The following is a 26099-nucleotide window of genomic DNA, read 5'->3' as shown; positions in this document are numbered from 1 at the left end:
CTCAATAACGCCATGTCGATCACTCCATAGCCCTCGCTGAAAACATGCAAGGGAAGGTTGGAACATGGGTCAATTCTCAATGGAAATATCAGGCCACGCTGGGTCAGTTCTCAGTGGCAATCAACAGGACGTTGGACGAAGAAGCCGCAGGGGCACTGTGGATACTGCCTGCCATGCCTTATTCGGCGGGCCTCTCTGCGAGGCAAAGACTCGACCGTTTACGGCATACCCGATCTGAAGGCTGCCACATTGGACACCAAGCAGGCCGAAGGTCAGCAGGTCCGCTCCTTCCAGATCGCAATCGAACGACTATCGAAGCGCCCGGAACTCGCCAAGGCCCTCATCCACAAGCCAGGGCCACTCTATGATGACCCCTCCCGCCACGATGACCTGGCCAACGTCTATCGCCGTGGGTTGGAGGAAGTCGGGCGCTTGCTGACTGGCGTTCGCGCCACACCGTCGTAAGAACCCATGCGATCAGGTCTCGTCGATTTTCATTGCCACCTCGATCTCTACCCCGACCATGCGGCCGCGGTGGAGCGTTGCGAGCGCGATGGCGTGTTCACTCTCGCTGTGACCACCACGCCCAAGGCTTGGCCGCGGAACCACGAACTTGCATCCGCCACGAATCACGTTCGTGCGGCTCTCGGCTTGCACCCTCAGTTGGTCGCCGATCGGGCTCGTGAGATCGGGCTGTGGGAGGAGTTACTGCCGCGAACTCGCTATGTTGGGGAGGTTGGACTGGATGCCGGCCCACGGTTTTACAAGTCTTTCGACGCCCAAAAGGAGGTCTTCGCTCGCGTGCTATCGCTCTGTGCGGCGGCGGGGAACAAGATCGTTTCGACGCATAGTGTCCGCGCGACCAAGGTCGTGCTCGATATGATCGAGCAATACATGCCGCCCTCGCGCGGGCGGGTGGTGCTTCATTGGTTCACCGGCACCACAGCAGAGTGCAGGAGAGCCGTCGATCTCGGGTGCTATTTTTCTGTGAACGCCGAAATGCTCGTCAACGAGAAACGCGCGGCGATAACAAAGACTTTGCCTTTAGATCGCATTTTGACGGAGACGGACGGACCGTTCACCCAAACCGATGCACGCCCCTCTAGGCCGAGCGATGTTTGGATCGCCCTGGAAGGCTTAGCGCGACTGCACGGAATGTCGCAGCCCGATATTTCGACTAAGATCACACGCAACCTGAGAACCCTGCTCAAAGAACAGACCTAGAGATTGTCATGGCGACTCGAACGGCGCTTCGGGTTGCAGTGTCTTATATTTGGAGCAGTTTCATGCTTCGAAGAATAGATATTGCGCGTTTAAAGCTGTCACGAAGCTAGGAATATTTTATGAAGTGTGTGGGGGAGATGAATCGTGCAAATCGCAAAGCTAGAGATCGAGAATTTCCGCGGCATCCGTGAAGGGGTCGTTCGCTTTTCACCTCACACCGTTCTGGTTGGTTCAAATAATTGTGGGAAGACAACAGTCGTCGAGGCATTGGCGCTTCTGTTCGGCCGGGATCGGATGGTGCGTCAACTAACCGAGCATGATTTCTACGGCAGCAACCCTCAGCCCGCTGACCGGATTCGCCTTGTTGCCACGGTCATCGATTTTGATGGTGATGACTCGGCTCAGCACATGGACTGGTTTCGGGACGATCGCGGAATCGTAAAGTGGTGGAATCCTGTCGATGGCACCGTGATGCCCGCCCGCACGGACCCATCATGGAAGCTTGCTTGCCAGGTCGCCTTCGCCGCACGATTTCATGGGCCGTCGCTCGAAGTGGAGACGCTTCGGTACTTCCATGACGACGATGCGGTAGGCGATGTCTTTGCCGACGAGAACGCCACTGCTTTCTCCGCGCGTTTGATCCGCGACATTGGGTTCTTTTTCGTGCCGGCCACCCGGACATGGGATCGGACTGTATCGTTTGGATCGGAGTTGTTTCGCAGGGTTGTAGCCGCCGGCGAAGGCCAGCCGTCCGAGTCTGTCCTTAGCGAGCGGGACAGATTGCGCGCGCCGGATGCGCGGCTTGAGCAGGATGAGCGCCTGGCTCCGATCGTCAATCGCCTAAATCAGGAGCTACGCGGCTTTTTCCGGACTTCCCCCACGCTCCATTTGCGCGTGACGGCTACGGACAGCGACAGCCTGCTTGAATCCGTCGTTTCGCACTATGCCCATGAGGGAGCCGATCTCCCCTTGCCGGCAAGGCGGCATGGTAGCGGCCTTCTCTCTCTCCAGCATCTGCTTCTGCTTTTGCAGTTTGGCCGCATGCGCGCCGAAGCCGACGAAGGTTTTTGGATGGCGCTTGAGGAACCGGAACTGCATGTGCCACCGGCCCTACAGCGCCGGCTAGTTCATAGAATCCAGGCTCTTTCCCGACAGACATTCGTCTCGACTCATTCGCCGATGGTGGCGGCACTCGCGGACCCGAAGGGCGTGGCGGTTCTCCGGAATGACGGAGGGCTGCTGACTGCGGTTCCTTTGCTAACCTCCACACTGCCTGCTGACACGCCGAACAGCGTGCGGAAGCTATTCCAGGTCAACCGCGTCGAAACGATCGCGGCCGTGATGCACGAGTTCGTCTTGGTCCCAGAAGGTCGCACCGACTACGAATGGCTCGGGCTGTTGGTTCGCGCGGTCGATCTGCATCAAGGCTGGGCGGCGGCGGACGAGTGTCGGTTCGACGCATTTGTAGGCGTCATCCCGACGCATGATGGCGCGGTCGTCAGAACGGTCGAGGCCATGGCGCCCTTACACCCCCGCGTTGCGGCGATGGTTGACGGGGACGTGGAGGGCGTCGGATACGCCGCAACTCTTGTGGCGGCCGGATCTCCAAACTCGGGGGTGATCCTTCGGTGGGCGGATGGCCAGATGCTGGAGGATACCATCGGCTGGATCATCGATGCCGATGCAGATGCCTGCCTTCCGGCGATCCAGATCGACCAACCGGCAGCCACCGTGGCAGAGCTGGTCTTGCGCCTGAAGAGCGACAATCGCGCTGCTGGGGGACTGAAGAAGGACACGTCAAGCTACGAGATCATCGCGGGCGCGATCGGCGCTACGGAAGCCTGTTGCGCGCGAGCGCGGTCGCTGCTCAACGCGATCACCGACGTGGTGAAGGGAGAGAACAACCCGCTGTTTTCCGCGGATGCTGCTAATCCGGCGATCAGGGTATTCCAGCCGTGACGGTTCGGGCGGTAGAGGGAGCTGCTGGATGCGGAAAGACCCATCGTCTCATGGAGATGCTCTCGGAGACGCTCGCTGACCATCCTTTGATCGAGGGGCAGCGCGTGCTTGCGCTGACTTTCATGCACGGTGCGAGGCGCCGCTTGTCGGACCGGCTTCGGACCGTTGCCGGTCTCATGGGCCGGGTGGAATGCTGCACGGTCGACGCCTTCGCATGGCGCATCTACCGGCGCTGGCGCGGCCTTGCAGCGGCGCTTGGTGTCGCGCCTATCGCGGAAGGTGAGTTCGATGCGGTCTGCGATACTGCTGGGCTGCTTCTTGAGCAGCAACAGGTCCGAGACTGGACGGCTACGAGCTTTCCGATCGTGCTGGTGGATGAGGGACAGGATCTGAGACCGCAGCGACTACGGATGCTGGCCGCGCTGTCAGGCGTCACCCACACATTGATCGCGGCAGACGAGTTTCAATGTCTCGACCAGGCGCTGCGGCCAAATCCCTTGGTGACTTGGTTGCAGGGCGCGACAGAGCCCGAAACCTTAGTCCAAGTGCGCCGGACGAATATTGGAGGCCTTCTGGCGGCCGCGACGGCGATCCGGAACGGCCAGGCGCCGGTGAATGGACAGGGCTTCCGTATTCTGCAGCCTGGCGTCAGCATTCCTCTGGCCGCGACTTTGCTCGCCAACGCCATCGCGTGGCGCCAAGGGGGCAACGTCGCGGTGATAACACCGGCGCTGCAAGGTGGATTCGTGCAGTCCGTTATAAAGCGCGTGGGGCAAGGCCCCTGCGGACAGCAGCAAAATGGACCGTACTCGATCCAGTGGGAGGGCACTGATCGGGACGAGACGCAGGTCATCCTCGAGGGGCTGATGCTCGCTGCCAACGCGACCGCTGCGGAGACATGCGCCGCGCTGCGCTCACTGCCGCCTTCGGGGCCTGTGCGGGCTGCAATCCTGTGGGTGGAAAACCAAATCCATGCTGTCGGACGGACGGAGTTTACCCGAGTGGAGATCGAGACGGTGATTGCTCGCAACGTGGCGTTGCGGAGGCAGCATGGCGGTGGTGCAGCGCATCTCTTCACCGCGATGACTGTGCAACAGGCCAAGAACCGTGAGTTCGACGGCGTCGTGGTCATATGGCCGTATCAGGTCGGCGGCGATATCGAGCACAAGCGCCGGCTGCTTTACAACGCTGTGACGCGGGCCAGGCGTTGGTGCAACATCATTGTCCAGGGCCAGAACATCCTCGCGGCGGCGCCGTTTGCATAGACTTTCTAAAGCCTCGAGAAGCAGGCTACCGATAGCGATCTGTTCTGAAAGGGTGAAGCGAAAGATCGACTGCATAATGATGGGCTGACCCAATCCACGATTATCGGCCGACTGGAAAAGGCTGCGGACGTGACGGAATTTGTCGGGAAGTAAACACTTGAAATATTGAAGAGATGTTAGAAAACATATGAAGCAAAGTGAACCTCGCGCCGAACAGGATATTTTCAATGATCTCGCACAGCTCTCCACGGCACCGGGATTCGTGCATGTGCTTTCATGGATGTCGTTGCGAGACAATTATGTGACTTTTGATGGCGCGATGGACGGCAACGCCCTCGCCGCCTCTTACGCGCCTGGGCGAACTGTCCGGACGGAATTTTCGACCTTGCTCGGACTAATGGTCCGTCAGCCGATTGACCTGAGTGAGCCGTCACCTGCCGAGATTCAAGTACTGTTTGATCGGACCAAAACGTTGCTTGAGGAACTCCATGAGCGCCTGGGCGGCCAATGTGGGACTCGATCATCGAAGCTGCGAAAGTCGCGGAAGCGGGGGCAGAGCGCCCGCCTTCGCCATTCACGCGTGCTGATGTGCTTCGGGAGCCGATCTTCTATGGAGCCGAGTCCGCGTACAGTTTCCAATATCGAGACATGGCGCTCGAACGCTACGCTGCGGACGAGGCGTGGTTGCTCGCGAACAAGGGGTTCAGCATAGCCGACGCGCAAGCTATTGCCGGTGCAATCTCGGAACTCCAGAACATCAAGATCATGGACGCGCTGTCGAGCTTGAAGGCCGGGGCGTCGCATTCCTCATCCTTGCTATCGGGCTTTACCACAACGGCTGAGGAAATCGCGGCGCATTGCACTCGGCCTAGAGAGACGGTTCAGGCGATGCTTGCGACGTTCAGCGTCCCTGCGCCCTCCAATCAGGATTTCACGTCTCTCGGCGCGTTTAACGTTGTTAACGCATGCCCGATCATCGCGCTGCCAGATGGACGCTACATCGCACTCCAGACTTATGGAATCGTTGAATCGCTCTACGACTCGCCATTTTACTGGATGATCGGCGACAAATCCTATCGCGCCAAGGCCTCGGCGCACCGGGGCGCCTTTACCGAGCAGTTTGTTGCCAAGCGGCTACGCTCGGTCTTCGGCGAAAGCAATGTCTATTGCAACGTCAATATCGAAGGCACGGGCGGTCGTGTGTCCGAGATGGATGTGCTCGTCCTGTTTGGCGACCGGGCGGTGATCGTCCAGTGCAAGTCTAAGAAGATGACACTGGAATCGCGTAAGGGGAACGATCAAACACTGCGCGCCGATTTCCAGAAGGCTGTGCAGGATGCCTACGATCAGGGCCTGCTCTGTGCACAGTCGCTTAGGCGGCCGAGCTTGGATTTTATGAAGGAGGATGGATCAAAGCTCAAGATTCCCGAACTACGCGATATCTTTATCCTGTGCGCTGTGTCGGACCACTATCCGGTGCTCACTGTCCAGGCCCGGCACTTCCTCGAATATGAGGAAGACGCGGTCATCCACGCGCCCTTGGTCGCCGACGTGTTCCTAATCGACGTGCTAGCCGAAATGCTCGCCAGTCCCCTGCGATTGCTAAGCTATATCGACCGGCGGGTTGGTTATGCTGAACGTGTGCATGGGACCAACGAGTTGGCGATCCTTGGTTATCATCTGAGCCAGAATCTCTGGTTTGAAGACAAAACCAGCATGGCCATGGTCGCGGATGATTTCTCGCTCGATCTGGACACCGCGATGACCGTGCGTCGAGAGGGCATTCCCGGCACCGCTACGCCCAAAGGTATCCTCACCAAATTTACCGGTACGCATGTCGCTCGAATCATCGAGAAGATCGAGCACGAGGCTAACTCCGACCTGATCGATCTCGGCTTCCTCCTGCTCGATATCAATGGCGACACGGTTAAGCAGCTTGACCAGGGAATGAAGGATGTCGCCCGGCGCACTCGGCTCGATGGACGGCCCCACGACTTCACCTTGGGATTCGATACCGGCGACGCTGGCCTTACCATCCATTGCAGCCGAGCAGCGGCGAGCGACGCCCTTGACGCACTCGTTGGTCATTGCCAGCGACGCAAGTATGTCCATCGCGCCGATAACTGGTTTGGGCTCCTCGTGCGCGAGGCGGATGGGTTGCCTAAGTTCAGTCTGGCGACGCGTTTTCCGTGGAAGCATGACAGTCGGATGGAAAAATTGACGCAGGGCATGGTACTCAACGGGAATTCTGGATCTGCTCGGTCGGCTTCGTCGAACCGCACGCCGGACGGTTCGAAGATCGGTCGAAACGACCCATGTTTCTGCGGTAGCGGTAAGAAGTTCAAAAAATGCTGTTTCCTTTGACGATCGCTGCTGACCTAGACGCGGGATTTAGAGGGCTATAGCGTAGATGTGGTTTCTTCATCGCCCGGCATGGCGCGCCAAGGGCTGCTTCTCAACATCAGGAACCATAACCGCCTGTCCGCTCACGGCCCCAATCCGCTCACTTCCAAGCCCTTCGCTTGAGAGAGGGTGTTTGCCGTTTGTATCCGCGAACCTCTGATCAACTGTCAGGCCGTTACCACAAAGAGTGCGCCATCTTGATGGCGCGCTCCTGTAGGTTTGAATTGGTGTGCCAGTTCGGCTATAAATTTTGAACTCATTCGGGGTTCAAGTTGGCGGCCGGAACCTGCAACCATCTTTGCTTGCTCTGAGCGCAAGTAAAGATGAAAGCCTGCCCCCGCAACCAGTGTTGTCGAATAAACCCGTTGCCGGCGCAGCGGGGTTTTTTTGCGTTTTGATCCTCCTTCATCAAAGCATAATCGCTCCCAATTCTTCGATATGCTCAATCTCTAATTCTCCCATTTTCGTCGGGTTGCAAGACGGATTGTGCTGAAGACGGCGCGGCAGAGCTGCTGCCGGTGCCGCGTTATCTGGGCGGTATTGAGCCTTCCGATCAGGCGACCTGCTTGCGGTAGATTGCGCGCAGGTCCGGACAGCTGTCGCATGGTGTTCGTCGGAGCGATATAAACAGATAGCCGTTGCCTCGCGTGCCTTTCAGGTTCAAATAGGCGCCACGTCTGTCATGCGTGGAACGGGTATCGGCTTCCCCCGCATGATCGATCATTTCATTGATGGAGATGCGTGATGCATTATTCTGCAGCTGCCGACCGTTATCAGTCGGATATGATCTATCGCCGCACTGGTCGAAGCGGTATCGATCTGCCAGCTATTTCGCTTGGTCTCTGGCACAATTTCGGCGGTCGCGATGTCTATGAAAACGGTCGCGCGATTCTGCGCCGGGCGTTCGATCTCGGCGTGACCCACTTCGACCTCGCAAACAATTATGGACCGCCTCCCGGCTCAGCGGAAGAAAACTTCGGCCGCATGATGGCCAGTGATTTTCGGCCCTATCGCGATGAAATGATCATCTCTTCAAAAGCCGGTTGGGACATGTGGCCGGGGCCGTACGGAGGCATTGGCGGCAGTCGCAAATACCTGATCGCCAGCCTCGACCAGTCGCTGAAGCGGATGGGGCTCGACTATGTCGACATCTTCTATTCGCACCGTGTGGACGCCACCACGCCGCTGGAAGAGACGATGGGAGCGCTCGCGCATCTGCACCGTCAGGGCAAGGCGCTTTATGTGGGGATTTCCAGCTATTCGCCGGAACTGACGCAGAAGGCTGCCGCGATCCTGAAGGAAGAGCGGGTTCCGCTTTTCATTCATCAGCCCAATTACAACATGTTCAATCGCTGGATCGAAAATGGCCTGCTCGATACCCTTGGCGAGATCGGAACCGGCTGCATTGTCTTTTCGCCTCTGGCTCAAGGATTGCTGACCTCCCGCTATTTGAACGGAATCCCCGAAGGGGCGCGGGCGAATCAGGGCGGCTCCCTGAAGGCCAGTGCACAGAACGAAGAGCTGCTGGGGCGCATCCGGGCGCTGAACGCCATTGCGGAACGTCGCGGTCAGACATTGGCTCAAATGGCTATCGCCTGGACACTGCGCGACCCGCGTGTCACCTCTTCGCTGATCGGGGCAAGTTCGGTAACACAGCTTGAAAATTCGCTGGGAGCCCTGAAGAAGCTGGAATTCAGCGCTGAGGAGCTGGCAGAGATTGACCAGTATGCGCATGACGGTGGAACCGACTGGTGGAAGAGTTCGACTTCGCTTTGATGTGTTAACGAAGAGCATGATAAGGCCGTACGCTCAGCGTGCGGCCTTTCGCGTGAATGGATGAATGCAATTCACGCGGGGCGACGTAATTGCTATAGGCCAACGGGGCAAGGCAGTTCCCGTAGGAGCCTTTGGGGGAAAAGAATCAGGCCATGTCGCTGCGGTCGATAAAGGGCAGTTTGAAATATCCGCTGATCCGGGCCGGGCTGGAGGCTATCGCCTTTTCCGGTGCTGAGGCGCTCTTCCCTTCTGCCGGTGGACGTGGAGTCGTCTTCACGATGCATCACGTCAAACCGGAAGAGGCGACAGATCGACTGGACCCGAACGCTATTCTCTCGATTACGCCGCAGACGCTCGAAATGGCCATAGAAGCATCGTTGGAAGCGGGCCTTGTGCCCGTCCACCTGCATGATTTGCCGAAGCTGCTTTCCGAGCCCGATAATAGACAGAAGTATGTCGCCTTCACTCTGGATGACGGCTATCGCAACAATGCGGAATTCGCAGCTCCCGTGTTTGGACGGCACAACGTTCCTTACACGATCTTCATCACGACCGGCTTTGTGGAACGTACTCGATCCATGTGGTGGAGAACCAGTGCGGCTCTGGTAACGGAAGCCGACGGTTTCCGGTTCGACTTCGGCGGCGGTACCGTTGATGTCCGCGTGCAAAACCAAGGCCAGAAATCAGCTGCCTTCGCAAGGCTCGTCCAGTTCATGCAACATTTCGACGAAGACGAGGCTGTAGCCCGCATCGATGCAGCAGCGAAGATGGCCGGGATCGATCCGATTTCTCTCGTCGACGAATCGGTGATGAGCGCATCCGAACTGCATGACCTGGCCCGCGATCCGCTTGGGCATCTTGGGGCGCACACAGTCACTCACGTCAACCTGCGGCGCGTCGATGACGACAGGCTGGCAAGGGAGGTTGCCGATTCGACCGCCTCGGTTGAAAACTATACCGGCTACAGGCCGAGATCCTTTGCCTACCCGTATGGCTGGAAGACGGCGGTCGGTGAGCGTGAAATCGAAGTCGTTTCAAAAGCAGGCTTCGATGTGGGCGTAACCACGCAGCCTGGCGTGCTGCAGCAGCCCGGTGTGATGCCGGTCGCGGCCATACCGCGTATTTCCCTCAACGGATATTTTCAGAAGAAGCGCTATATCAAGGCGCTTCTTACGGGGCTGCCGTTCAAGCTGATCTAGAGCGGTTCCTATTCTAACAGAATCGCCGCAACCGCTCTAACTATTTGTTTTATCGCATTATCCAACGCATCGAAGCGGATAAGAAATCAGTCCAGTGAACTTATTTCCCCGCGTAGACGTTTCACACTTTTGCTGGAAATGCTCTAGCTGAAATCAAATGACGAGATGTCCTGAAACACGAAAGGCCGCCTGTCGGCAGCCTTCGTAAAACCTGATTTGAGAAACTGGAGCGGGCGAAGGGATTCGAACCCTCGACCCCAACCTTGGCAAGGTTGTGCTCTACCCCTGAGCTACACCCGCTCGCGCCAGTCATTCCGGAACCGTTCGTTTCCGTCAGGCAGGCGCTATATGAACCAACGCTTCGCAGATTGCAACAGGGAAATTTGCTTCTTTGTGCAAGATATTTGCCTGTTCTTTCTCAAAGCTGTGGATGAAATCGGAGCCCACCGTGCCCGCAGCCCCATGCTGCTTGCATCGCAACGGCGTGAGGACGGATGAAACTGGCCGGGAAACGCTATCATGCGCCAGTTTCCGCCTGCACTGGCAGTTTCATCACATGCGCATATTTGCGCGGATTGAAGCTCAGATAGAGCGGGCAGATGCTTGCGACCAGAATGAGGTGCATGATCCAGCCGGAAGCAAACGAGCCGGTCAATCCGTGCAGGAAAGCGGTGGCGACCGGACCGAGAGCGGCGATCAGGAAGCCGCCGCCCTGCATCATGGCGGTAAGCGCGCCTGCTTCCTCCGGCCTGGGCAGATGGTCGAGCGATGTAATCATCGCAAGGGCGAAGCTGCCGCCGAGACCCGCGCCGCAGATCGCCGACCAGAAGAACGGGGAAAGTTGCGGTGCAAAGGCAAGGCCAGCAAAGCCAACTGCCTGCATGGCCAATGTCAGCAACAGGAAAGGCCGGCGGTCGGTGCTGCGGCGGGCGAGCAGGGGCAGTCCGAAGGCCGCGAGTGCCTGCGCGACTGCCATCGCCGCGACGAGATTTCCGGTGGTGGACGCCGCAAGCCCCAGCGACTGGTAATAGGGGGCAAGCCACGCAACCATGGATGAATAACCCGCATTGACGAGGCCGAATGCAGCCATCAGCACCCAGGTGCGTGGGCGGCGCAGCAAATGGCCGGTTATTCCGGATTTTTTGCCCGACGACGAGGTTTCGCGGAGAATGGGGACTGCTGCCAGCAGGGCGAGCACGGCCGGGAATGCAAGCGCGGCGAGGGCGAACCGCCAGTTATGCTGGCTTCCCGCAAGCCACGGTGTCAGCCGCGCACCGAGCGCGCCGCCGCCCATGATCATGGCTGAATAGAGCCCCGTCACGGGGGCAATGGTGGATGGGAAGCTGGCCTTGATGAGACCGGGCATCAATGCCTGAATCATAGCAACGCCTGCGCCGCACAGCACGGCGGTCAGAACCAGCGAAATGCCATCCGGCACGAAGCCGCGCAGGAGAGAGCCTGCTGCAAGAATGGCAAGCGCTGCAAACATGCTGCGGCGGGTGCCGAATAGCGACTGGATGCGCGGGGTTGCAAAAGCGCCAAGACCCATCAGCATCATCGGCAAAAAGGTAAGCAGGGACAGGGCGCCGAAACCCATGCCCGTATCGGTCGCAATGTCTGAAAGCACCGGCCCCGGTGCAGTCAGGAACGGACGCAGGTTGAGGCCGATCAGGACGACGAGCGCAATAAGGGCAAAGCTTGCGGTGCGCCCGCCGCCGGTTGCCGGGTGGTTGGTAGTCTGCATGTTTCAGGCGCCAGTCTTATTCTTGCTTTCCCATAGCTGATAGAGTTCCGGATCGTTTTCCGGCGGGGAATGTTCGAAACTGATGCCGGTCTGTGCATGCAGAGGCTTGGCGAGTTCCGCGGCGATTTTCGCGGTCGAAAGGCCAAAAGGTTCGGCCTGCTCATTGGAATAGGCGAAGCGGATTTTTTCCACACCTGCCATGCGCATGGCGGCAAAGCACATGGGGCAGGGCTGGCCGCTAGCATAGACTTCGCAACCATCGAGGCGCGGCGATCGCAGCGCCTTTCCTGCCGCGCGCAGCGCCAGCAATTCTGCATGCGCGGTGGGATCGCAATCGGCCTGCATACGGTTGACGCCGGTGGCGATGACTTCGCCGCCCTTGACGACCACAGCGCCGAACGGGCGTCCGCCTTGCTCAATATTGTCGAAGGCGAGCTTTATGGCCTGATCGAGAAATGTGCCGTCGCTGCTCATTTCGCGCCAGCCTTTTCCAGCAGGGCCACCATGGGCGCATAGCCACGGCTGCGGGCATGTCGGAGAGGCGTCACGCCGTCATTGTCGGCGAGATTGACGTCGGCACCGGCTTCGATGAGAAGCTTCACGATCTCGACATGGCGCTGGCCGCCATCGCCGAGCATGATGGCTTCAAGGAGCGCCGTCCAGCCGAGATTGTTGACGTGATCGACCTTCACGCCAGCCTCGATCAGCGTGCGCACCGTTTCGACATGCCCGCGTTCGGAAGCGGGAATGAGCGCCGTTCCGCCATAGCGGTTTGTGCTTTTGAGGTCTGCTCCATGCGCGAGCGTCAACTTGAGAATTTCGAGGTGTCCGCGCGCGCCCGCATAAAGATAAGGGCTGTCCTTGATGGCATCCCTGGCGTTGACGTCCGCCCCTGCATCGATGAGCGCACGGGCGACATCGATGTGGTTTGCGTGGGTTGCTGCAAGAAGCGCTGTCTCGCCATTTCTGCCGCGTGCTTCGAGATCCGCTCCGGCCTTGATGGCCGAATTGACTGAGGCCAGGTCGCCGGCTGCCGCGGCTTGAATAAGCGAGGTTTCGGCACGGGCCGCGGTATGGTGGCCGGGCAATGTCGGTTCGGTCATGACTACGGTCCCTGCAATCAAGGCCAAGGCACTCAAGCTGAATATCGTTTGACGCATCGGCTGGTTCTCCTGCTTGTTGCGTTCATACAGGCCGGATGACATATTTGGAAATTAAATGTTTAACTGCTATTCAGTGGCTTCATGAATATTGCTTTCAATCTCGATCTATTGCGGGCTTTCGTGGCTGTCGTAGACAGCCGCAGTTTTACGGTAGCTGCTGCGCAGTTGCATTCGACCCAATCGACGATAAGCCAGAAGATCATCAGGCTGGAGGAAGCCGCCGGGCAGGCGCTTCTGGAACGCGCCCGGCATGATGTGCGTCCGACGGATGCAGGCGAAAAGCTGCTGGGCTATGCGCGCCGCATCCTGCAGCTCCATGACGAGGCAGCCGCCGCGATGACCGGGACTGCGCTCGCCGCGGTGTTCCGCCTCGGCCTGCCGGAAGATTTCGCCTCGCGGCTCGTGACGCCTGCGCTGGCGCGTTTCATGCGCGCGCACCCAAACACGAAACTCGAGGTGACAAGCGGCCTCAGCCGCGACTTGCAGAAAGGTTTCGAGACCGGGGAATACGATCTGGTCATGGTGAAACAGAAGCGCGGCGAAACGGTCGGGACGATGCGCTGGCCGGAACCGCTTTCATGGCTGGAAAGCGCCGACTTCCCCGTGTCGCATGTCGATCCCCTGCCGCTTGTCGTGTTCCCCCCGAACGGGCTCTATCGCAGCGACATGATGGAGGCACTCGACCGGGCAGGCAGGCGCTGGCACGTGGTTTTCACCAGCTCCAGCCTGGCGAGTATCCAGAGCGCAGTTGCCGAGGGACTGGGTGTCAGCCTGTTGCCGAAGCGTGTGGCATTGCCCGGCCATCGGGTAGTGCCTGCCGCCGCTGGGCTGCCCTCCGTTGAACCGATGGAAATCGTCATACGGCACATGGACAATGGACCCGAACAAATCCGCCAGCTTGCCGCCATGCTGGCGGAAGTCGTTGGCGAATGAGAATCTCGAAGGGGTCGTCTCGTGTTATTTCCTCAATGGGGCCTTTGGCGTTTTGCGTCTTTTCGGGAGCCATGCACGAAATTTCCGGTCTTTTCCGCGCGATTTAATTTCTGAAAAGCCTATCCGTTTTCAGATTGACTGATTTTGTATCCAGGATATTGTGTCCAGAAAAGTTGGGAGGCTTTTATATTGGCGGCTTTTGAATGGCGCAGTCAGACCCGTTTGCTGGACGAAGTGGCGGATGCACTTCGCGAGCGGATTTATGCGGGCGATTATGCGCCGGGCGCTATACTCAGGCAGGAACATATCGCGGCTGAATTCGGCATCAGCCGCACGCCCTTGCGCGAGGCTCTGCGCGTTCTGGAGCGTGACGGGCTGGTCATTCACCTGCCGGGGCGGGGCGTTCGTGTCGCTTCAGCCGATCTCACCCGGCTGATCGATGCCTATGCGGTGCGCGAAGTGCTGGATGGGGTCGCGGCGCGTTTTGCCGCCGAACGGGCAACGGATGCGGACATCGTCAGGCTGCGCGCGCATGTTGCGGGGCAGGGCGCGGTTGTCGATCCATGGGACCCGAAAGCCTATACCCAATCCAACGTCGATTTTCATATGGCGGTGATGAATACGGCAGGCAATGCTTCGCTGATCGCCTTCGTGCCGCTTCTGCGCATGACATCGCAGGTTTTTGCGCCGTCCTTTTCACTGTCGGTGGATCGGGCGCGCGATGCAATCCGCGAGCATGGGGCCATTGTTGAAGCCATCGCTTCGCGCGATGGCGAGGAGGCCGAGCGGCTGGCGCGGGCGCATATCCGCGCAACCACGGCAAGGTTGGAGGCGGGAATGCCGCTTCGGGAGAACGAAAATGAAGCATGAGAACAAGACGGGAGGAGCCGGCTTGCTCCGTTATGGCAATTTCATCGCGGGCGAATGGCAGGATGCCGTTGGCGGCGAGCATATCACGCTCAAGAACCCTTCCGACGGCAGCGATCTTGCGTTGATTGCGCGCGGCACCAAGGCTGATATCGATCTGGCCGTTGCAGCGGCGCGCAGCGCACTTTCGGGCGACTGGGGCAAGTTGACGGCGACTGAACGTGGCCGTGTGCTGCACCGCATTTCTGAAGAGGTGTTGAAGAACATCGACCTTCTGACCGATCTGGAATCGAAGGATGTTGGCAAGCCGGTCACGCAGGCGCGTGCCGACGTGTTGGCGCTAGCGCGTTATCTCGAATTTTATGGCGCGTCCGCCGACAAGGTGCACGGCGACACGCTGCCTTATCAGAACGGTTTTACGGTTCTGTCGATCTATGAGCCGCACGGCGTTACCGGCCACATCATTCCGTGGAACTACCCGATGCAGATTCTGGGCCGCAGTCTTGGCGCGGCACTGGCCATGGGTAACGCCGCCGTGGTCAAGCCTGCCGAAGAAGCCTGCCTGACCATTCTGGAATTTGCCAGGATCGCCGAAAGGGCCGGCCTGCCGAAAGGGGCGCTCAATGTCGTGACCGGGCTTGGCGCGGAAGCCGGTGCGGCGCTCTCCGAACATCCGGACGTCAATCACATCTCATTCACCGGCTCCGTTCGTACCGGGGAAGCGGTTCAGGCTGCGGCTGCGAAGAATACGGTGCCGGTGACGCTGGAACTTGGCGGAAAATCGCCGCAGATTGTCTTCGCCGATGCCGATCTCGAGCGCGCCTTGCCGTTTCTGGTCAATGCGGGCATCCAGAATGCCGGTCAGACCTGTTCGGCCTCGTCGCGCATTCTGGTCGAGCGTAGCATTTATGAAGAAGTTGTCGCCCGCATGAGCCAGCGCTACCGCGCATTGAAGGTCGGGCCAGCCAGCGCCGACCTGTCTGTCGGCCCGGTCGTATCGCAGCGCCAGAAGGCGATTGTCGATGACTATCTGGCTCTTGCGAAAGAGAGCGGCCTGGCCATTGCCGCGCAAGGCGTGTTGGCAGATGATGCGCCGGAAGGCGGCGCCTATGTGTTGCCGACGCTGATCCGCGATGTTCCTGCCGATCATCGTCTGGCGCAGGAAGAAATTTTTGGTCCGGTGCAGGTCATCCTGCCTTTCGACACCGAAGAAGAGGCCATCGCGATTGCCAATGGCACGCATTATGGCCTCGTCTGCGGCATCTGGACCAATGATGGCGGACGTCAGTTCCGTCTGGCGCGTGCCATCCATTCCGGTCAGGTGTTCATCAACAATTACGGGGCCGGTGGCGGCATCGAATTGCCCTTCGGCGGCGTGAAGAAATCCGGCCATGGCCGTGAAAAGGGCTTCGAGGCGCTCTATGGGTTCGCCTCGCTGAAGACGATTTCCGTGTATCACGGTTAAGGAGATTACAGTGTCGCTTGAAGGTAAGGTCGCGCTCATCACGGGAGCAGGTTCGGGGTTTGGCGAAGGCATGGCGAAGCGCTTTGCTGACGGCGGCGCAAAGGTCGTCATCGTGGACCGCGACAAGGCAGGCGCTGAGCGCGTGGCAGGCGAAATCGGCGAGGCGGCGCTGGCCGTTGCTGCCGATATCTCCAGGGAAGCCGATGTCGACGCGGCGGTGGAGGCTGCCCTGTCGAAGTTCGGCAAGGTCGATATTCTGATCAACAATGCCGGCATCGGCCACAAGCCGCAAAATGCCGAATTGGTCGAGCCGGAAGAATTCGACCGCATTCTCGGCGTCAACGTACGCGGCGTCTACCTGATGACCCGCAAGCTCATCCCGCATTTCAAGGGCAATGGCGAGGGCGTAATCCTCAACGTCGCCTCGACCGGCGCTGGTCGCCCGCGTCCGAACCTTGCCTGGTACAATGCCACCAAGGGCTGGGTGGTTTCGGTCACCAAGGCGCTCGCCATCGAGCTGGCTCCGGCGAAAATTCGTGTGGTGGCGTTGAACCCGGTTGCCGGTGAAACGCCGCTTCTTACCACTTTCATGGGTGAGGACACCGAGGAAATCCGCAAAAAATTCCGCGATTCCATTCCGATGGGCCGCCTGTTGAAACCCGACGATCTGGCTGAAGCTGCGGCTTTCCTTTGCTCGCCCGCTGCCTCTATGATTACCGGGGTTGCGCTCGACGTGGATGGCGGGCGTTCGATTTAGGAAAAAAGGCAAGGGGAGCCAAAGAGGAACAATGGGTAAGCTGCTGAAAGCCGGGCTGATAACAGCCGCGATGCTGGCATCGATCAACGGTGCATTTGCAAAAGACACGCTGGTGGTTGGCGAAGTGCTGGAGCCGCCGGGCCTCGACCCGACCGCCAACGCCGCCGCCGGCATCCGGCAGGTTACCTATGCGAACCTCTATGAAGGTCTGGTGCGCATTGTCGAGGACGGTACTGTAAAGCCGCTTCTGGCTGAAAGCTGGACCGTCTCCGATGACAAGAAGACCTATACGTTCAAGTTGCGGCAGGGCGTGAAGTTTCATGACGGCACGCCGTTCGACTGCCCGGTGGTGAAATTCTCCTATGACCGCGCTGTGGCTCCGGATTCCACCAATGCGCAAAAGGGACTGTTCGAGCCCATTGCGAGCACGGAATGTCCCGATCCCGCGACCGCCGTTGTCACGCTGAAGCGTCCGACCTCGAATTTCCTGTTCAATATGGGATGGGGTGACGCGGTCATGGTCGCGCCCAATTCGGCTGCCGACAACAAGACCAAGCCGGTTGGCACGGGCCCGTTCAAATTCAAACGCTGGGTGCAGGGCGACCGCGTCGAGCTGGAACGCAACCCGGACTATTGGGGCGAACCGGCAAAGCTTTCCGCTGTTACGTTCCGTTTTGTGAGCGACCCGTCGGCTGCTGCCGCGGCCATCCTTGCCGGTGACATCGACGTCTTCCCGATGTTCCAGGCACCGGAACTCATCAGCCGGTTCAAGAGCGACGACAAGTTGCAGGTCGAAGTGGGCGATACGGCGGGCAAGGTCCTGCTGTCGCTCAACAATGCCAAGGCTCCTTTCGACAATGTGAAGGTGCGTCAGGCGCTGGCCCACGCCATCGACCGCAAGGCGCTGATCGAAGGCGTTTATTCCGGTTTCGGCACGCCAATCGGCTCGCATTATGCGCCGGTCGACCCGGGTTATGTCGACCTGTCGGAAACCTATCCCTATGATCCGGCAAAGGCGAAGCAGTTGCTGGAGGAGGCTGGCGTTCCGGCGGGCACGACGATCACCATCACGCTTCCACCACCGGCCTATGCGCGGCGCGGCGGCGAGATCATCGCGGCCATGCTGGCGGAGGTCGGCATTCAGGCCAATCTGGTGCCGATCGAGTTTGCGCAATGGCTGGATCAGGTGTTCAAGCGGTCGGATTTCGACGCGACGATCATCGCGCACACCGAGGCGCGCGATCTCGATATCTATGCCCGCGACAAATACTACTTCAACTACAACAACCTCGAATACAAGGCGCTCTACAAGGCCTATGCCGAGGCTGGAAGCGATGAGGAGCAGCTCGAACTCGTGAAGAAGTTGCAGGAAAAACTTGCTGCCGACGAGCCGAACATCTTCCTCTATGCGCTGCCCAAAATCGGTGTGTGGAACAAGAATGTGAAGGGCCTGTGGAAGAACATGCCGGTCCCGGCTGACGATCTGACGCAAGCCTATTGGGCGGAATAAACGAAGCGGTTTTGCGTTGGATAATGCGTAGAAACAAGTAGCCGGAGCGGGTCCTATGCCCCGTTTTGATTGGACACGCTCTGGCTCGCCCCGTCGCACGCTCGGCGGGGACCAAATGGATGGCCGCGCATCCCATAAAGATAAGGGGAGGGCGTGCGGCGGATTGGAATGTGGAAAGCGGATTTCCGTCTTTTCAAGGAGGTCGTTTTGCTGGCTTACATTTCCGGGCGACTGGTTTCGCTCCTGCTTACGACGCTTGCGGCTTCCGTCATCGTCTTCCTGCTGATGCAGGTGCTGCCGGGCGATCCGGCGGCGGTGATCCTGGGCATCAATGCGCAGCCTGAAACACTGGCAGCGCTTCACAAGCAGCTTGGCCTCGACCAGCCGCTCTGGTGGCGCTACCTCACATGGATTGGCGGCTTTCTGAAAGGCGATTTCGGCACGAGCTATACCTATTCCGTGCCGATCAGCGAATTGCTCGGGCCGCGCATCATGGTCACGCTGCCGCTGGCGCTTCTGTCGATGGTCCTGTCGGTCGCGGTGGCCATTCCGGTCGGTGTCTATGCCGCTTACAAGCGCGGCAAAACCGGCGACGTGCTCTCCATGGGCGTGGCGCAGGTCGGTGTCGCAATTCCGAATTTCTGGCTTGGTCTGCTTTTGATCCTGCTTTTTGCCTTGCAGCTTGGCTGGTTTCCGGCTTCGGGTTTCGCGGGCTGGGAAGGCGGGTTCTGGAACGGTATCCGTTCGCTGTTCCTTCCCGCATTGGCGCTTGCGCTGCCGCTTGCCGCCATTCTGGCCCGCGTAACCCGATCCGCCGTCATCGAGACACTGGGGGAGGATTTCGTGCGCACTGCCCGCGCCAAGGGCCTGACGCGCAAGGCCGCGCTCTGGCGTCATGCGGTGCCCAATGCGCTGATCCCGGTCGTCACCATCATCGGGCTGCAATTTTCCTTTCTGCTGGCGGGAACCATCATCATCGAAAATGTCTTCAATCTCCCCGGTCTTGGAAGGCTGGTGTTTCAGGCCATCGCGCAGCGCGATCTCGTCACCGTGCAGTCGCTGGTGACGCTGCTTGCCGCCTCGGTGATTGCCGTCAATTTCATCGTCGATCTTGTCTATGGCTTCATCGATCCGCGCCTTTCGACGGGAGGCAGCCGATGAGCGAGGCGCAGGCTTTCCCGAAACCGGGCATATTCAAGACCATACTGACCAGCCGCAGTTTGGCCCTCGGCTCGCTCATCACGATCGTCCTGGTCGCGATGGCCGTCATTTCCTATGTCTGGACGCCTTATTCGCCGACGGCGATGAACTTCCGCGACAAGTTGCAGGAGCCGAGCCTCAATCATCTGTTCGGCACAGATAATTTTGGGCGCGATGTGTTTTCCATGATCATGGTCGGTGCGCGCAATTCCATCGCCGTATCGATCATCGCGGTGCTGGTTGGGGCCGGTATTGGTATTCCACTCGGGTCGCTTGCAGCGGCACGCGGCGGGCTGATCGATGGTTTCGTCATGCGCATGACCGATCTCGCCTTCGCGTTTCCTGCGCTTCTTACCGCCGTCATCATCACTGCGATTTTCGGGCCCGGCGCGGTCAATGCGATGATCGCCATCGGTATCTTCAACATTCCTGTGTTCGCGCGCGTCACACGCGGCGCATCGCTGGGGCTTTGGAAGCGTGAATATGTGCAGGCGGCGCGTTGTGCGGGGCGTGGCGATATATCGATCACGCTTTTGCATGTGCTGCCCAACATCAACCATGTGCTGATCGTGCAGGCGACGATCCAGTTTGCGCTGGCCATCGTCGCGGAAGCGGGCCTGTCCTATGTCGGGCTTGGCACCCAGCCACCGATGCCCAGCTGGGGCAAGATGCTCAACGATGCGCAGACCTTCATCTATGATGCGCCATGGCTCGCCATCTTCCCCGGTCTCGCCATCACGCTCGCTGTGCTTGGCCTCAACATGCTGGGCGATGGATTGCGTGATGTGCTCGATCCGCGCGTCAGGAGGCAGAGATGACAACACCTTTGCTTGCAATGGACAATATGTCCGTCGAACTGCCCATCGGGCTCAAACTCGCGGATATTGTGTCCGACATTACCCTGACGCTCAATCGCGGTGAACGCCTTGGCGTGGTGGGTGAATCCGGCAGCGGCAAGTCGATCACCGCCCTTGCCGCCATGGGCCTGCTGCCCGACCGGATGCGCGTGCGCGGCACGTTGCGTTTTGACGGCGAGGACCTTGCCGCCATGCCGGAAGCGGAACTCTGCAAGATGCGCGGACGGCGCATGGCGATGATCTTTCAGGAACCGATGACAGCGCTCAATCCGGTCAAGACCATCGGCGCGCAGATTGCCGAAGGACGCCGCCTGCATATGGGTGAGAGCCGCGCCGATGCGGAGCGTGAAGCGCGTCGGTTGCTTGATCGCGTCGGGCTGCCTGCGCCCCGCTTCAATCTCGATCTCTATCCGCATCAGCTTTCCGGCGGGCAGCGCCAGCGCGTGATGATCGCCATGGCGATTGCCTGCGAGCCGGACCTGCTGATTGCCGACGAACCGACAACGGCACTCGACGTCACCGTTCAGGCGCAGATACTCGACCTGATGGACGAACTGATCGACGAGACCGGCACAGCCCTGATGCTTATCACCCATGACCTCGGCGTCGTTTCGGAAATGACCGACCGCATCGCCGTCATGTATGCGGGCCGCATCGTCGAGACGGGACGCACGGAAGCGGTGTTCAATCGCATGGCGCATCCTTATGCCCGCGGGCTGTTCCAGGCTTCGCCACATGGTGCGGCGCTGGTGCGCAGCCACGGCACGGGACGCCAGCGCCTGGCCGCTATCCCCGGCGTCGTGCCGGACCCGCTGGCGCGTCCGCCCTATTGCACCTTTGCTGACCGCTGCGCCTTCGTGCAGGAGGATTGCCGCAAGGCGATACCGCCGCTCGATTTCATCGGTGAGAACGACGGGATCGCGCATCGCGCCGCCTGTATTCATCCGCGAGACGGCGAGGTGCTCGCATGAGCAAGATGATCTTGCAGGTGCGCGATGTGGTGCGCGAATACCAGCTGCCCCGTCCGTCATTTTTTTCAAAACCGGGCGCGTTGCGTGTCCTGCATGGGGTTAATGTCGAGATCGAAGCCGGGCAAAGCCTTGGCATCGTGGGGGAAAGCGGCTCCGGCAAGTCCACGCTGGCCCGCGCCGTCATGGGGCTGGAGCGTCCGCAAGCGGGACAGGTTCTCATCAACGGGCAGGATATCTATGCGCTTGATCGCGCTGGCTTGCGTGAAGCGCGCAAGGGCTTTCAGGCGATCTTTCAGGACCCCTATGGCTCGCTTGACCCGCGCCATACGGTCAAGCACATCATTTCCGAACCGATCGTATCGCTGGAAAGCGGTACCAGTTCCAAAGAACGCGACGACCGCGTGGCGGAAGTGCTGGAAGCGGTTGGGTTGCCGAAGGCATCGGCGGAAAAATATCCGCACGAGTTTTCGGGCGGGCAACGCCAGCGTATCGCCATCGCGCGCGCCCTGATTACCAAACCGGCGCTGATCGTCGCGGACGAGCCGGTGTCGGCGCTCGACGTTTCCATTCAGGCGCAGGTGTTGAACCTGATGATGGATCTGCAGGAAAAGTTCGGCCTTTCCTATCTGTTCATCAGCCACGATCTGGGTGTCGTGCGCGCCATCACCGACCGCGTCGCCGTGATCTATCGCGGCAATATTGTCGAGCAGGGACCGACGAACGAGGTCTTCGACAATCCCCGGCATGACTATACGCGGGCGCTGGTCGACGCCGTGCCGAAGCCGTTTTCCGGTCGCCGCAAGCGAGTGCGACGCCCAAGCTCCACACTGAAATTGCCTGACTGATTTGAGGAAATCCCAATGTCGAATCCAGCCGATTTGTCAGCCGTCGAACTCGTGTCCGCCTATAAGGCGAAGTCGCTTTCGCCGGTCGAGGTCACGGAAGCCGTCATCGCCCGCATCGAAGCCTATGAGCCGAAGCTGAATGCGCTTTGGGCTTACGATCCGGATGCTGCGCTTGCGGCGGCCAGAGCCTCGGAAGCGCGCTGGGTAAAGGGTGAGCCTGCCGGACCCATCGATGGCGTTCCGCTGACGATCAAGGAAAATATCGCGACCGAAGGCACGGCTGTTCCGCTCGGCTGCGCGGCGCTGCCGCTGAAGCCTGCCAGCGCCGACGCGCCGCCAGCAGCACGCACGCGCGAGGCTGGCGGCGTGCTGCTGGCCAAGACGACCATGCCTGATCTTGGCATGTTGTCTTCCGGACTGTCGAGCTTCCACAAGCTTGCGCGCAATCCATGGGACCTCGGCACCAATCCGGGCGGATCTAGTGCCGGTGCGGGCAGCGCCGGTGCGGCCGGTTACGGCCCGTTGCATATCGGCACGGATATTGGCGGCTCGATCCGCCTGCCTGCAGGCTGGTGCGGTCTCGTTGGACTGAAGCCTTCCTTTGGGCGCATTCCCATCGATCCGCCATTTCTCGGTCGCGTGGCCGGGCCGATGACGCGCATTGTCGCCGACAGCGCGCTTTACATGTCGGTGCTTTCAAGACCTGATCGGCGCGATGGCATGAGCCTGCCCTATCAGGATATCGACTGGATGAGCCTCGACATCGATGTGAAGGGCCTGAAGATCGGCCTGTGGCTCGATGCCGGTTTCGGCGAGCCGGTGGGGGATGAAACCCGCGCCGCCGTTGAAGCCGCAGCGAAATTGCTTGCCGATGCGGGCGCGATCATTGAGCCTGTTGCGCCATTTCTGAACCGCACCATGATCGATGGTCTGGATCGTTTCTGGCGCGCACGTTCCTGGTCGGACATCAGGAAGATGACGCCGGAAAACCGTGCGAAGATTCTGCCTTATATCTATCAATGGACAGAAACCGCCGAGGGCTTAACGGGCGAAGAAGTCTATCTCGGCTTTGCCCAGATGGATGCGATGCGCAACGCGGCGCTTGCCGCTTCCAAGGGCTTCGACTTTATCATTTCGCCAACCGCGCCCATGCCGACCTATCCGGCGGAATGGGCGTCTCCGGTCAACGACCCGCAGCGTCCATTCGAACATATCGCCTTCACCGTGGCGATGAATATGTCGGAGCAGCCTGCGATTTCGATCAATTGCGGTTACACGGCCAAGGGGCTACCCATCGGCTTGCAGATTTTCGGCCAGCGTTTTGATGATCTGGGCGTTTTGCAGTTGGCGCAGGCCTATGAAAAGATGCGGCCAGAGCAGAGGCCGTGGCCAGTTATTGCGTGACTGCCAAATCCTGCCCCTCAGCCTGAGGAGGCGCGAAGCGCCATCTCGAAGGGCGAGGGCCATCTCCTATCGTTCGAGACGGTGACCTTCGACAAGCTGAGGTCACCTCCTGAGGATCAAGGAGATGGGCAGGCGCTCGGGATGTTGGGCGGTTACTTCTTCGGGCGAAGCGGCGCGCGTTCCTTGTAACGGTCCATGGCGGTGAGCTTCTGGACCAGCGGGTCGGCGTCGCGCCAGCCGTAAATCTCGGTGCGCAGATATTCGAGTTCGGCGTCGAGTTCTTCTTCACCGATTTCCGTCCACCATGATTTCGGACGCCCGTCAGTGCCGTCCGACCAGCGATAGCCACGCGCTTTCAGATGATCCTTCATCTCGAACGGGCTGTTCTCGGCGTAGATGCGCATCCGCGCGCGCTGGCTGGCCTTCAAGAGTTCGGCAAAGGGCGTGGTATCGCCGGCCTGTTCCTTCAGCACTGCAAGCAGGGCCTGGCAATCATCTTCGGCTCGGTGTCCGTTATGGAAATAGCCGCTCTGCCCGATCAGGTAGCCAAGCTTGGTGCCTTCAAAGCCGCGTGCAGTCCAGTCGATTTCCTTGACCGAGCAGGCCCACGGCTTGTTGGCGAAGGCGATGGAAAAACGTTCAAGAAACGGGCGATCAAAACCGGCATTATGCGCGATGATGATATCGGCCTCGGCGATGAGCGCGTCCAGCTTTTCGCGGGGGATCGTCTGCCCCCTCACCATCTCGTCGGTGATGCCGGTGATGCGGGTAATGTCGGCCGGGATCGGCCGGGAGGGTTGCTGCAATGCGCCGAACGTGGCGCAGATATCGCCTATCGACCCGTCATCGGCATAACGGAAGGCAACGGCGCCGATCTCGATGATTTCTTCCTGCGCCGGATTGAGGCCGGTCGTTTCCGTGTCCACGACAACGCCCAGACGGGGGAAGGCGATCCTGTCGGCGTCGGGAACGGTCGGCGGCGGGTCTAGCCTTTGGAGGATGCGGTAACGTCCGCTCTCCTTCAGCCGCTTCACCATTTCCGCTTCGTCTATACCGGTGGTCTTGCTCGGCCTGACGCGGGCGGGACGCAGTTCTGCCCGTTCCTGTCCTTCCGCCGGGGAAGGAGCAAAAAGGTCGAACTGATGGCGCATGGAACTTCTCCGCATGGGGGAACGGGTTTGGCAAAGAATGCCATTTTGCGGTGCTGCAACCAAGGCCGCAATCGTATAAGTAACAGGTAATCATCCTGTCGAACCGTGGCAAGGCGGGGCACAGGGGCGTGGGAGAGGGCTTGAGGAGGGGATTTCGTGGCGGATTATGATTATTGCGTCATCGGCGGCGGCATTGTCGGGCTTGCGACAGCAAAAGCCATGCAGGAGGCGGAGCCGGGCGCAAGGATCATTCTGCTGGAGAAGGAAAGCGATTTCGCGCGCCACCAGACGGGGCATAATAGCGGCGTCATCCATGCCGGCATCTATTACCAGCCCGGTTCATTGAAGGCGCAATTGTGCCGGGCCGGTGCCGAAGCCACGAAGGCCTTTTGCAGGCAATATTCCATTCCATTCGAAACATGCGGCAAGCTTCTGGTGGCAACCTCTCAAAAGGAGGTCGAGCGCATGGAGGCTCTGGCAAGGCGTGCGGTCCAGAACGAGATCGCGTTCCAGCACGTGGATCAGCAGGCGCTACGCAATTCAGAGCCTGCGGTCGCGGGGCTGGGGGCGCTTCTGGTTCCTGCGACCGGCATCGTCGACTATGCGAAAGTATCGCGGGCGATGGCGGCGGAAATCGTCGAGCGCGGCGGTATTGTGCGGCTCAATTCGCCGGTGACTGCCATCCGGGAGGATGAGGCGGGCGTTGCGGTAACGGTGAATGGCGAGACCGTGCGCGCTTCCAGACTGGTCGCTTGTGCCGGATTGCAGTCGGACCGCATCGCGCGTCTTGCCGGGCTGGATATCAGCCACCGCATCGTGCCGTTTCGTGGCGAATACTACACTCTGCCGCAATCGAAGGCGAATATCGTCAAGCATCTGATCTATCCGATCCCCGATCCCGACCTGCCTTTCCTCGGCATCCACCTGACGCGAACGATCGATGGCGGCGTCACGGTCGGCCCGAACGCGGTCCTCGGGTTCGCCCGCGAAGGATATGACAAGGGCAGTTTCCGTGCGGGCGACGTCGCGGACATGGCTGCATTTCCCGGCTTCTGGAAGATGGCGATGAAGAACTGGCGTTCTGCACTGTCCGAGTTCAGCAATTCCGCGTCCCGCGCGCGCTATCTCAAGGAATGCCGGAAATATTGCCCCACACTGGAGCTTTCCGATCTCGGTGCGCCGGGGGCGGGAATACGCGCGCAAGCCGTGCTCGATGACGGTACGCTGGTGCATGATTTTCTCTTCAGGGAAACGGAGAGAATGCTTCACGTCTGCAACGCGCCGTCACCTGCGGCAACATCTTCCATACCTATCGGGCGGATGATCGCCGAAAAGCTTCTGGGGATAAATCTCAAGGTAAAAACTATGTGAAAGCAGAACTTTCCTGAATGGTGTTGTTTTCAGAT

23 protein-coding genes and 1 tRNA gene are annotated in these 26099 nt (G+C 59.7%); 18 read left to right on the top strand and 6 right to left on the bottom strand.

Annotated elements, in window-relative coordinates:
- Window positions 1-249 precede the first annotated feature (249 nt).
- The 5 genes from ABWW28_RS24030 (at window position 250) to ABWW28_RS24010 (ending at window position 6812) form a co-directional block, all read left to right on the top strand.
- Entirely contained in the window at window positions 250-465 is a 216-nt protein-coding gene (locus tag ABWW28_RS24030) for a hypothetical protein (protein ID WP_353392569.1), read from the top strand.
- A 6-nt stretch (window positions 466-471) separates the two neighbouring features.
- Complete coding sequence (gene qatD, locus ABWW28_RS24025) at window positions 472-1224, top strand: Qat anti-phage system TatD family nuclease QatD (RefSeq protein WP_021586808.1); 753 nt, start codon at window positions 472-474, stop codon at window positions 1222-1224.
- Between the two features lie 144 nt (window positions 1225-1368).
- Window positions 1369-3183 (top strand): ATP-dependent nuclease, encoded by a 1815-nt coding sequence (locus tag ABWW28_RS24020; protein WP_176588757.1) that lies wholly within the window; start codon window positions 1369-1371, stop codon window positions 3181-3183.
- The gene (locus tag ABWW28_RS24015; RefSeq protein WP_031346761.1) at window positions 3180-4448 is read left to right on the top strand and encodes an ATP-binding domain-containing protein; all 1269 of its coding nucleotides are present in this window, start codon (window positions 3180-3182) and stop codon (window positions 4446-4448) included. Before ABWW28_RS24020 ends, ABWW28_RS24015 begins: the two co-directional genes overlap by 4 nt.
- Before the next feature lie 507 nt (window positions 4449-4955).
- A complete protein-coding gene (locus ABWW28_RS24010) occupies window positions 4956-6812 on the top strand; it encodes an SEC-C metal-binding domain-containing protein (RefSeq protein WP_313665727.1) in 1857 nt (618 codons plus the stop codon).
- Window positions 6813-7018: 206 nt separating this feature from the next.
- On the opposite strand, the gene ABWW28_RS24005 is transcribed toward ABWW28_RS24010, so the two are convergent.
- On the bottom strand, window positions 7019-7297 hold the full coding sequence (locus ABWW28_RS24005) for a hypothetical protein (protein ID WP_353392566.1): 279 nt from the start codon (window positions 7295-7297) through the stop codon (window positions 7019-7021).
- A gap of 298 nt (window positions 7298-7595) precedes the next feature.
- Here ABWW28_RS24005 and mgrA point away from each other — a divergent pair, with 298 nt between their 5' ends.
- Window positions 7596-8627, top strand: a complete 1032-nt coding sequence (gene mgrA, locus ABWW28_RS24000; protein WP_021586803.1) for an L-glyceraldehyde 3-phosphate reductase — start codon at window positions 7596-7598, stop codon at window positions 8625-8627.
- A 152-nt stretch (window positions 8628-8779) separates the two neighbouring features.
- A complete protein-coding gene (locus ABWW28_RS23995; RefSeq protein WP_021586802.1) occupies window positions 8780-9826 on the top strand; it encodes a polysaccharide deacetylase family protein in 1047 nt (348 codons plus the stop codon).
- A 225-nt stretch (window positions 9827-10051) separates the two neighbouring features.
- Here the strand turns inward: ABWW28_RS23995 and ABWW28_RS23990 are convergent.
- The 4 genes from ABWW28_RS23990 to ABWW28_RS23975 form a co-directional block, all read right to left on the bottom strand.
- Window positions 10052-10126: transfer RNA gene (locus ABWW28_RS23990), tRNA-Gly, on the bottom strand.
- Between the two features lie 217 nt (window positions 10127-10343).
- Entirely contained in the window at window positions 10344-11570 is a 1227-nt protein-coding gene (locus ABWW28_RS23985) for a cyanate transporter (protein WP_112670448.1), read from the bottom strand.
- Between the two features lie 3 nt (window positions 11571-11573).
- A complete protein-coding gene (locus ABWW28_RS23980; protein WP_006467640.1) occupies window positions 11574-12044 on the bottom strand; it encodes a nucleoside deaminase in 471 nt (156 codons plus the stop codon).
- Window positions 12041-12673, bottom strand: a complete 633-nt coding sequence (locus ABWW28_RS23975; RefSeq protein ID WP_244634858.1) for an ankyrin repeat domain-containing protein — start codon at window positions 12671-12673, stop codon at window positions 12041-12043. The genes ABWW28_RS23980 and ABWW28_RS23975 overlap by 4 nt, the downstream gene beginning before the upstream one ends.
- Before the next feature lie 141 nt (window positions 12674-12814).
- On the opposite strand from ABWW28_RS23975, the gene ABWW28_RS23970 reads away from it, so the two are divergent.
- The 10 genes from ABWW28_RS23970 to ABWW28_RS23925 all read left to right on the top strand — a co-directional run bounded on the left by ABWW28_RS23970 (window position 12815) and on the right by ABWW28_RS23925 (window position 23542).
- The gene (locus ABWW28_RS23970; RefSeq protein WP_021586799.1) at window positions 12815-13666 is read left to right on the top strand and encodes a LysR substrate-binding domain-containing protein; all 852 of its coding nucleotides are present in this window, start codon (window positions 12815-12817) and stop codon (window positions 13664-13666) included.
- A 189-nt stretch (window positions 13667-13855) separates the two neighbouring features.
- Entirely contained in the window at window positions 13856-14536 is a 681-nt protein-coding gene (locus ABWW28_RS23965; protein ID WP_006472194.1) for a GntR family transcriptional regulator, read from the top strand.
- The gene (locus tag ABWW28_RS23960) at window positions 14526-15998 is read left to right on the top strand and encodes an aldehyde dehydrogenase family protein (protein ID WP_176588758.1); all 1473 of its coding nucleotides are present in this window, start codon (window positions 14526-14528) and stop codon (window positions 15996-15998) included. Before ABWW28_RS23965 ends, ABWW28_RS23960 begins: the two co-directional genes overlap by 11 nt.
- A 10-nt stretch (window positions 15999-16008) precedes the next feature.
- Complete coding sequence (locus ABWW28_RS23955; protein ID WP_006467635.1) at window positions 16009-16755, top strand: glucose 1-dehydrogenase; 747 nt, start codon at window positions 16009-16011, stop codon at window positions 16753-16755.
- 31 nt (window positions 16756-16786) lie between these two features.
- A complete protein-coding gene (locus tag ABWW28_RS23950; RefSeq protein WP_021586797.1) occupies window positions 16787-18265 on the top strand; it encodes an ABC transporter substrate-binding protein in 1479 nt (492 codons plus the stop codon).
- A gap of 207 nt (window positions 18266-18472) precedes the next feature.
- Window positions 18473-19426: an ABC transporter permease gene (locus tag ABWW28_RS23945; protein ID WP_031346757.1), complete on the top strand. Its 954-nt coding sequence runs from the start codon at window positions 18473-18475 to the stop codon at window positions 19424-19426.
- Complete coding sequence (locus ABWW28_RS23940; protein ID WP_021586795.1) at window positions 19423-20283, top strand: ABC transporter permease; 861 nt, start codon at window positions 19423-19425, stop codon at window positions 20281-20283. The genes ABWW28_RS23945 and ABWW28_RS23940 overlap by 4 nt, the downstream gene beginning before the upstream one ends.
- A complete protein-coding gene (locus tag ABWW28_RS23935; protein WP_176588759.1) occupies window positions 20280-21293 on the top strand; it encodes an ABC transporter ATP-binding protein in 1014 nt (337 codons plus the stop codon). The genes ABWW28_RS23940 and ABWW28_RS23935 overlap by 4 nt, the downstream gene beginning before the upstream one ends.
- Window positions 21290-22138, top strand: coding sequence for an ATP-binding cassette domain-containing protein (locus ABWW28_RS23930; RefSeq protein ID WP_021586794.1), 849 nt, complete (start codon window positions 21290-21292; stop codon window positions 22136-22138). Before ABWW28_RS23935 ends, ABWW28_RS23930 begins: the two co-directional genes overlap by 4 nt.
- A 15-nt stretch (window positions 22139-22153) precedes the next feature.
- A complete protein-coding gene (locus tag ABWW28_RS23925) occupies window positions 22154-23542 on the top strand; it encodes an amidase (RefSeq protein ID WP_021586793.1) in 1389 nt (462 codons plus the stop codon).
- 152 nt (window positions 23543-23694) lie between these two features.
- Here the strand turns inward: ABWW28_RS23925 and ABWW28_RS23920 are convergent, their stop codons facing one another.
- Complete coding sequence (locus ABWW28_RS23920) at window positions 23695-24693, bottom strand: 3'-5' exonuclease (protein ID WP_112670444.1); 999 nt, start codon at window positions 24691-24693, stop codon at window positions 23695-23697.
- 156 nt (window positions 24694-24849) lie between these two features.
- Here ABWW28_RS23920 and lhgD point away from each other — a divergent pair, with 156 nt between their 5' ends.
- On the top strand, window positions 24850-26064 hold the full coding sequence (gene lhgD / locus ABWW28_RS23915) for an L-2-hydroxyglutarate dehydrogenase (RefSeq protein ID WP_112670442.1): 1215 nt from the start codon (window positions 24850-24852) through the stop codon (window positions 26062-26064).
- Window positions 26065-26099 lie beyond the last annotated feature (35 nt).

This window comes from Brucella sp. NBRC 14130 (genome assembly GCF_040371715.1).
GTDB lineage: Bacteria > Pseudomonadota > Alphaproteobacteria > Rhizobiales > Rhizobiaceae > Brucella > Brucella intermedia.
Note: the sequence above shows the minus strand (reverse complement) of the source record. Positions and strands in the feature narration are given on the sequence as shown.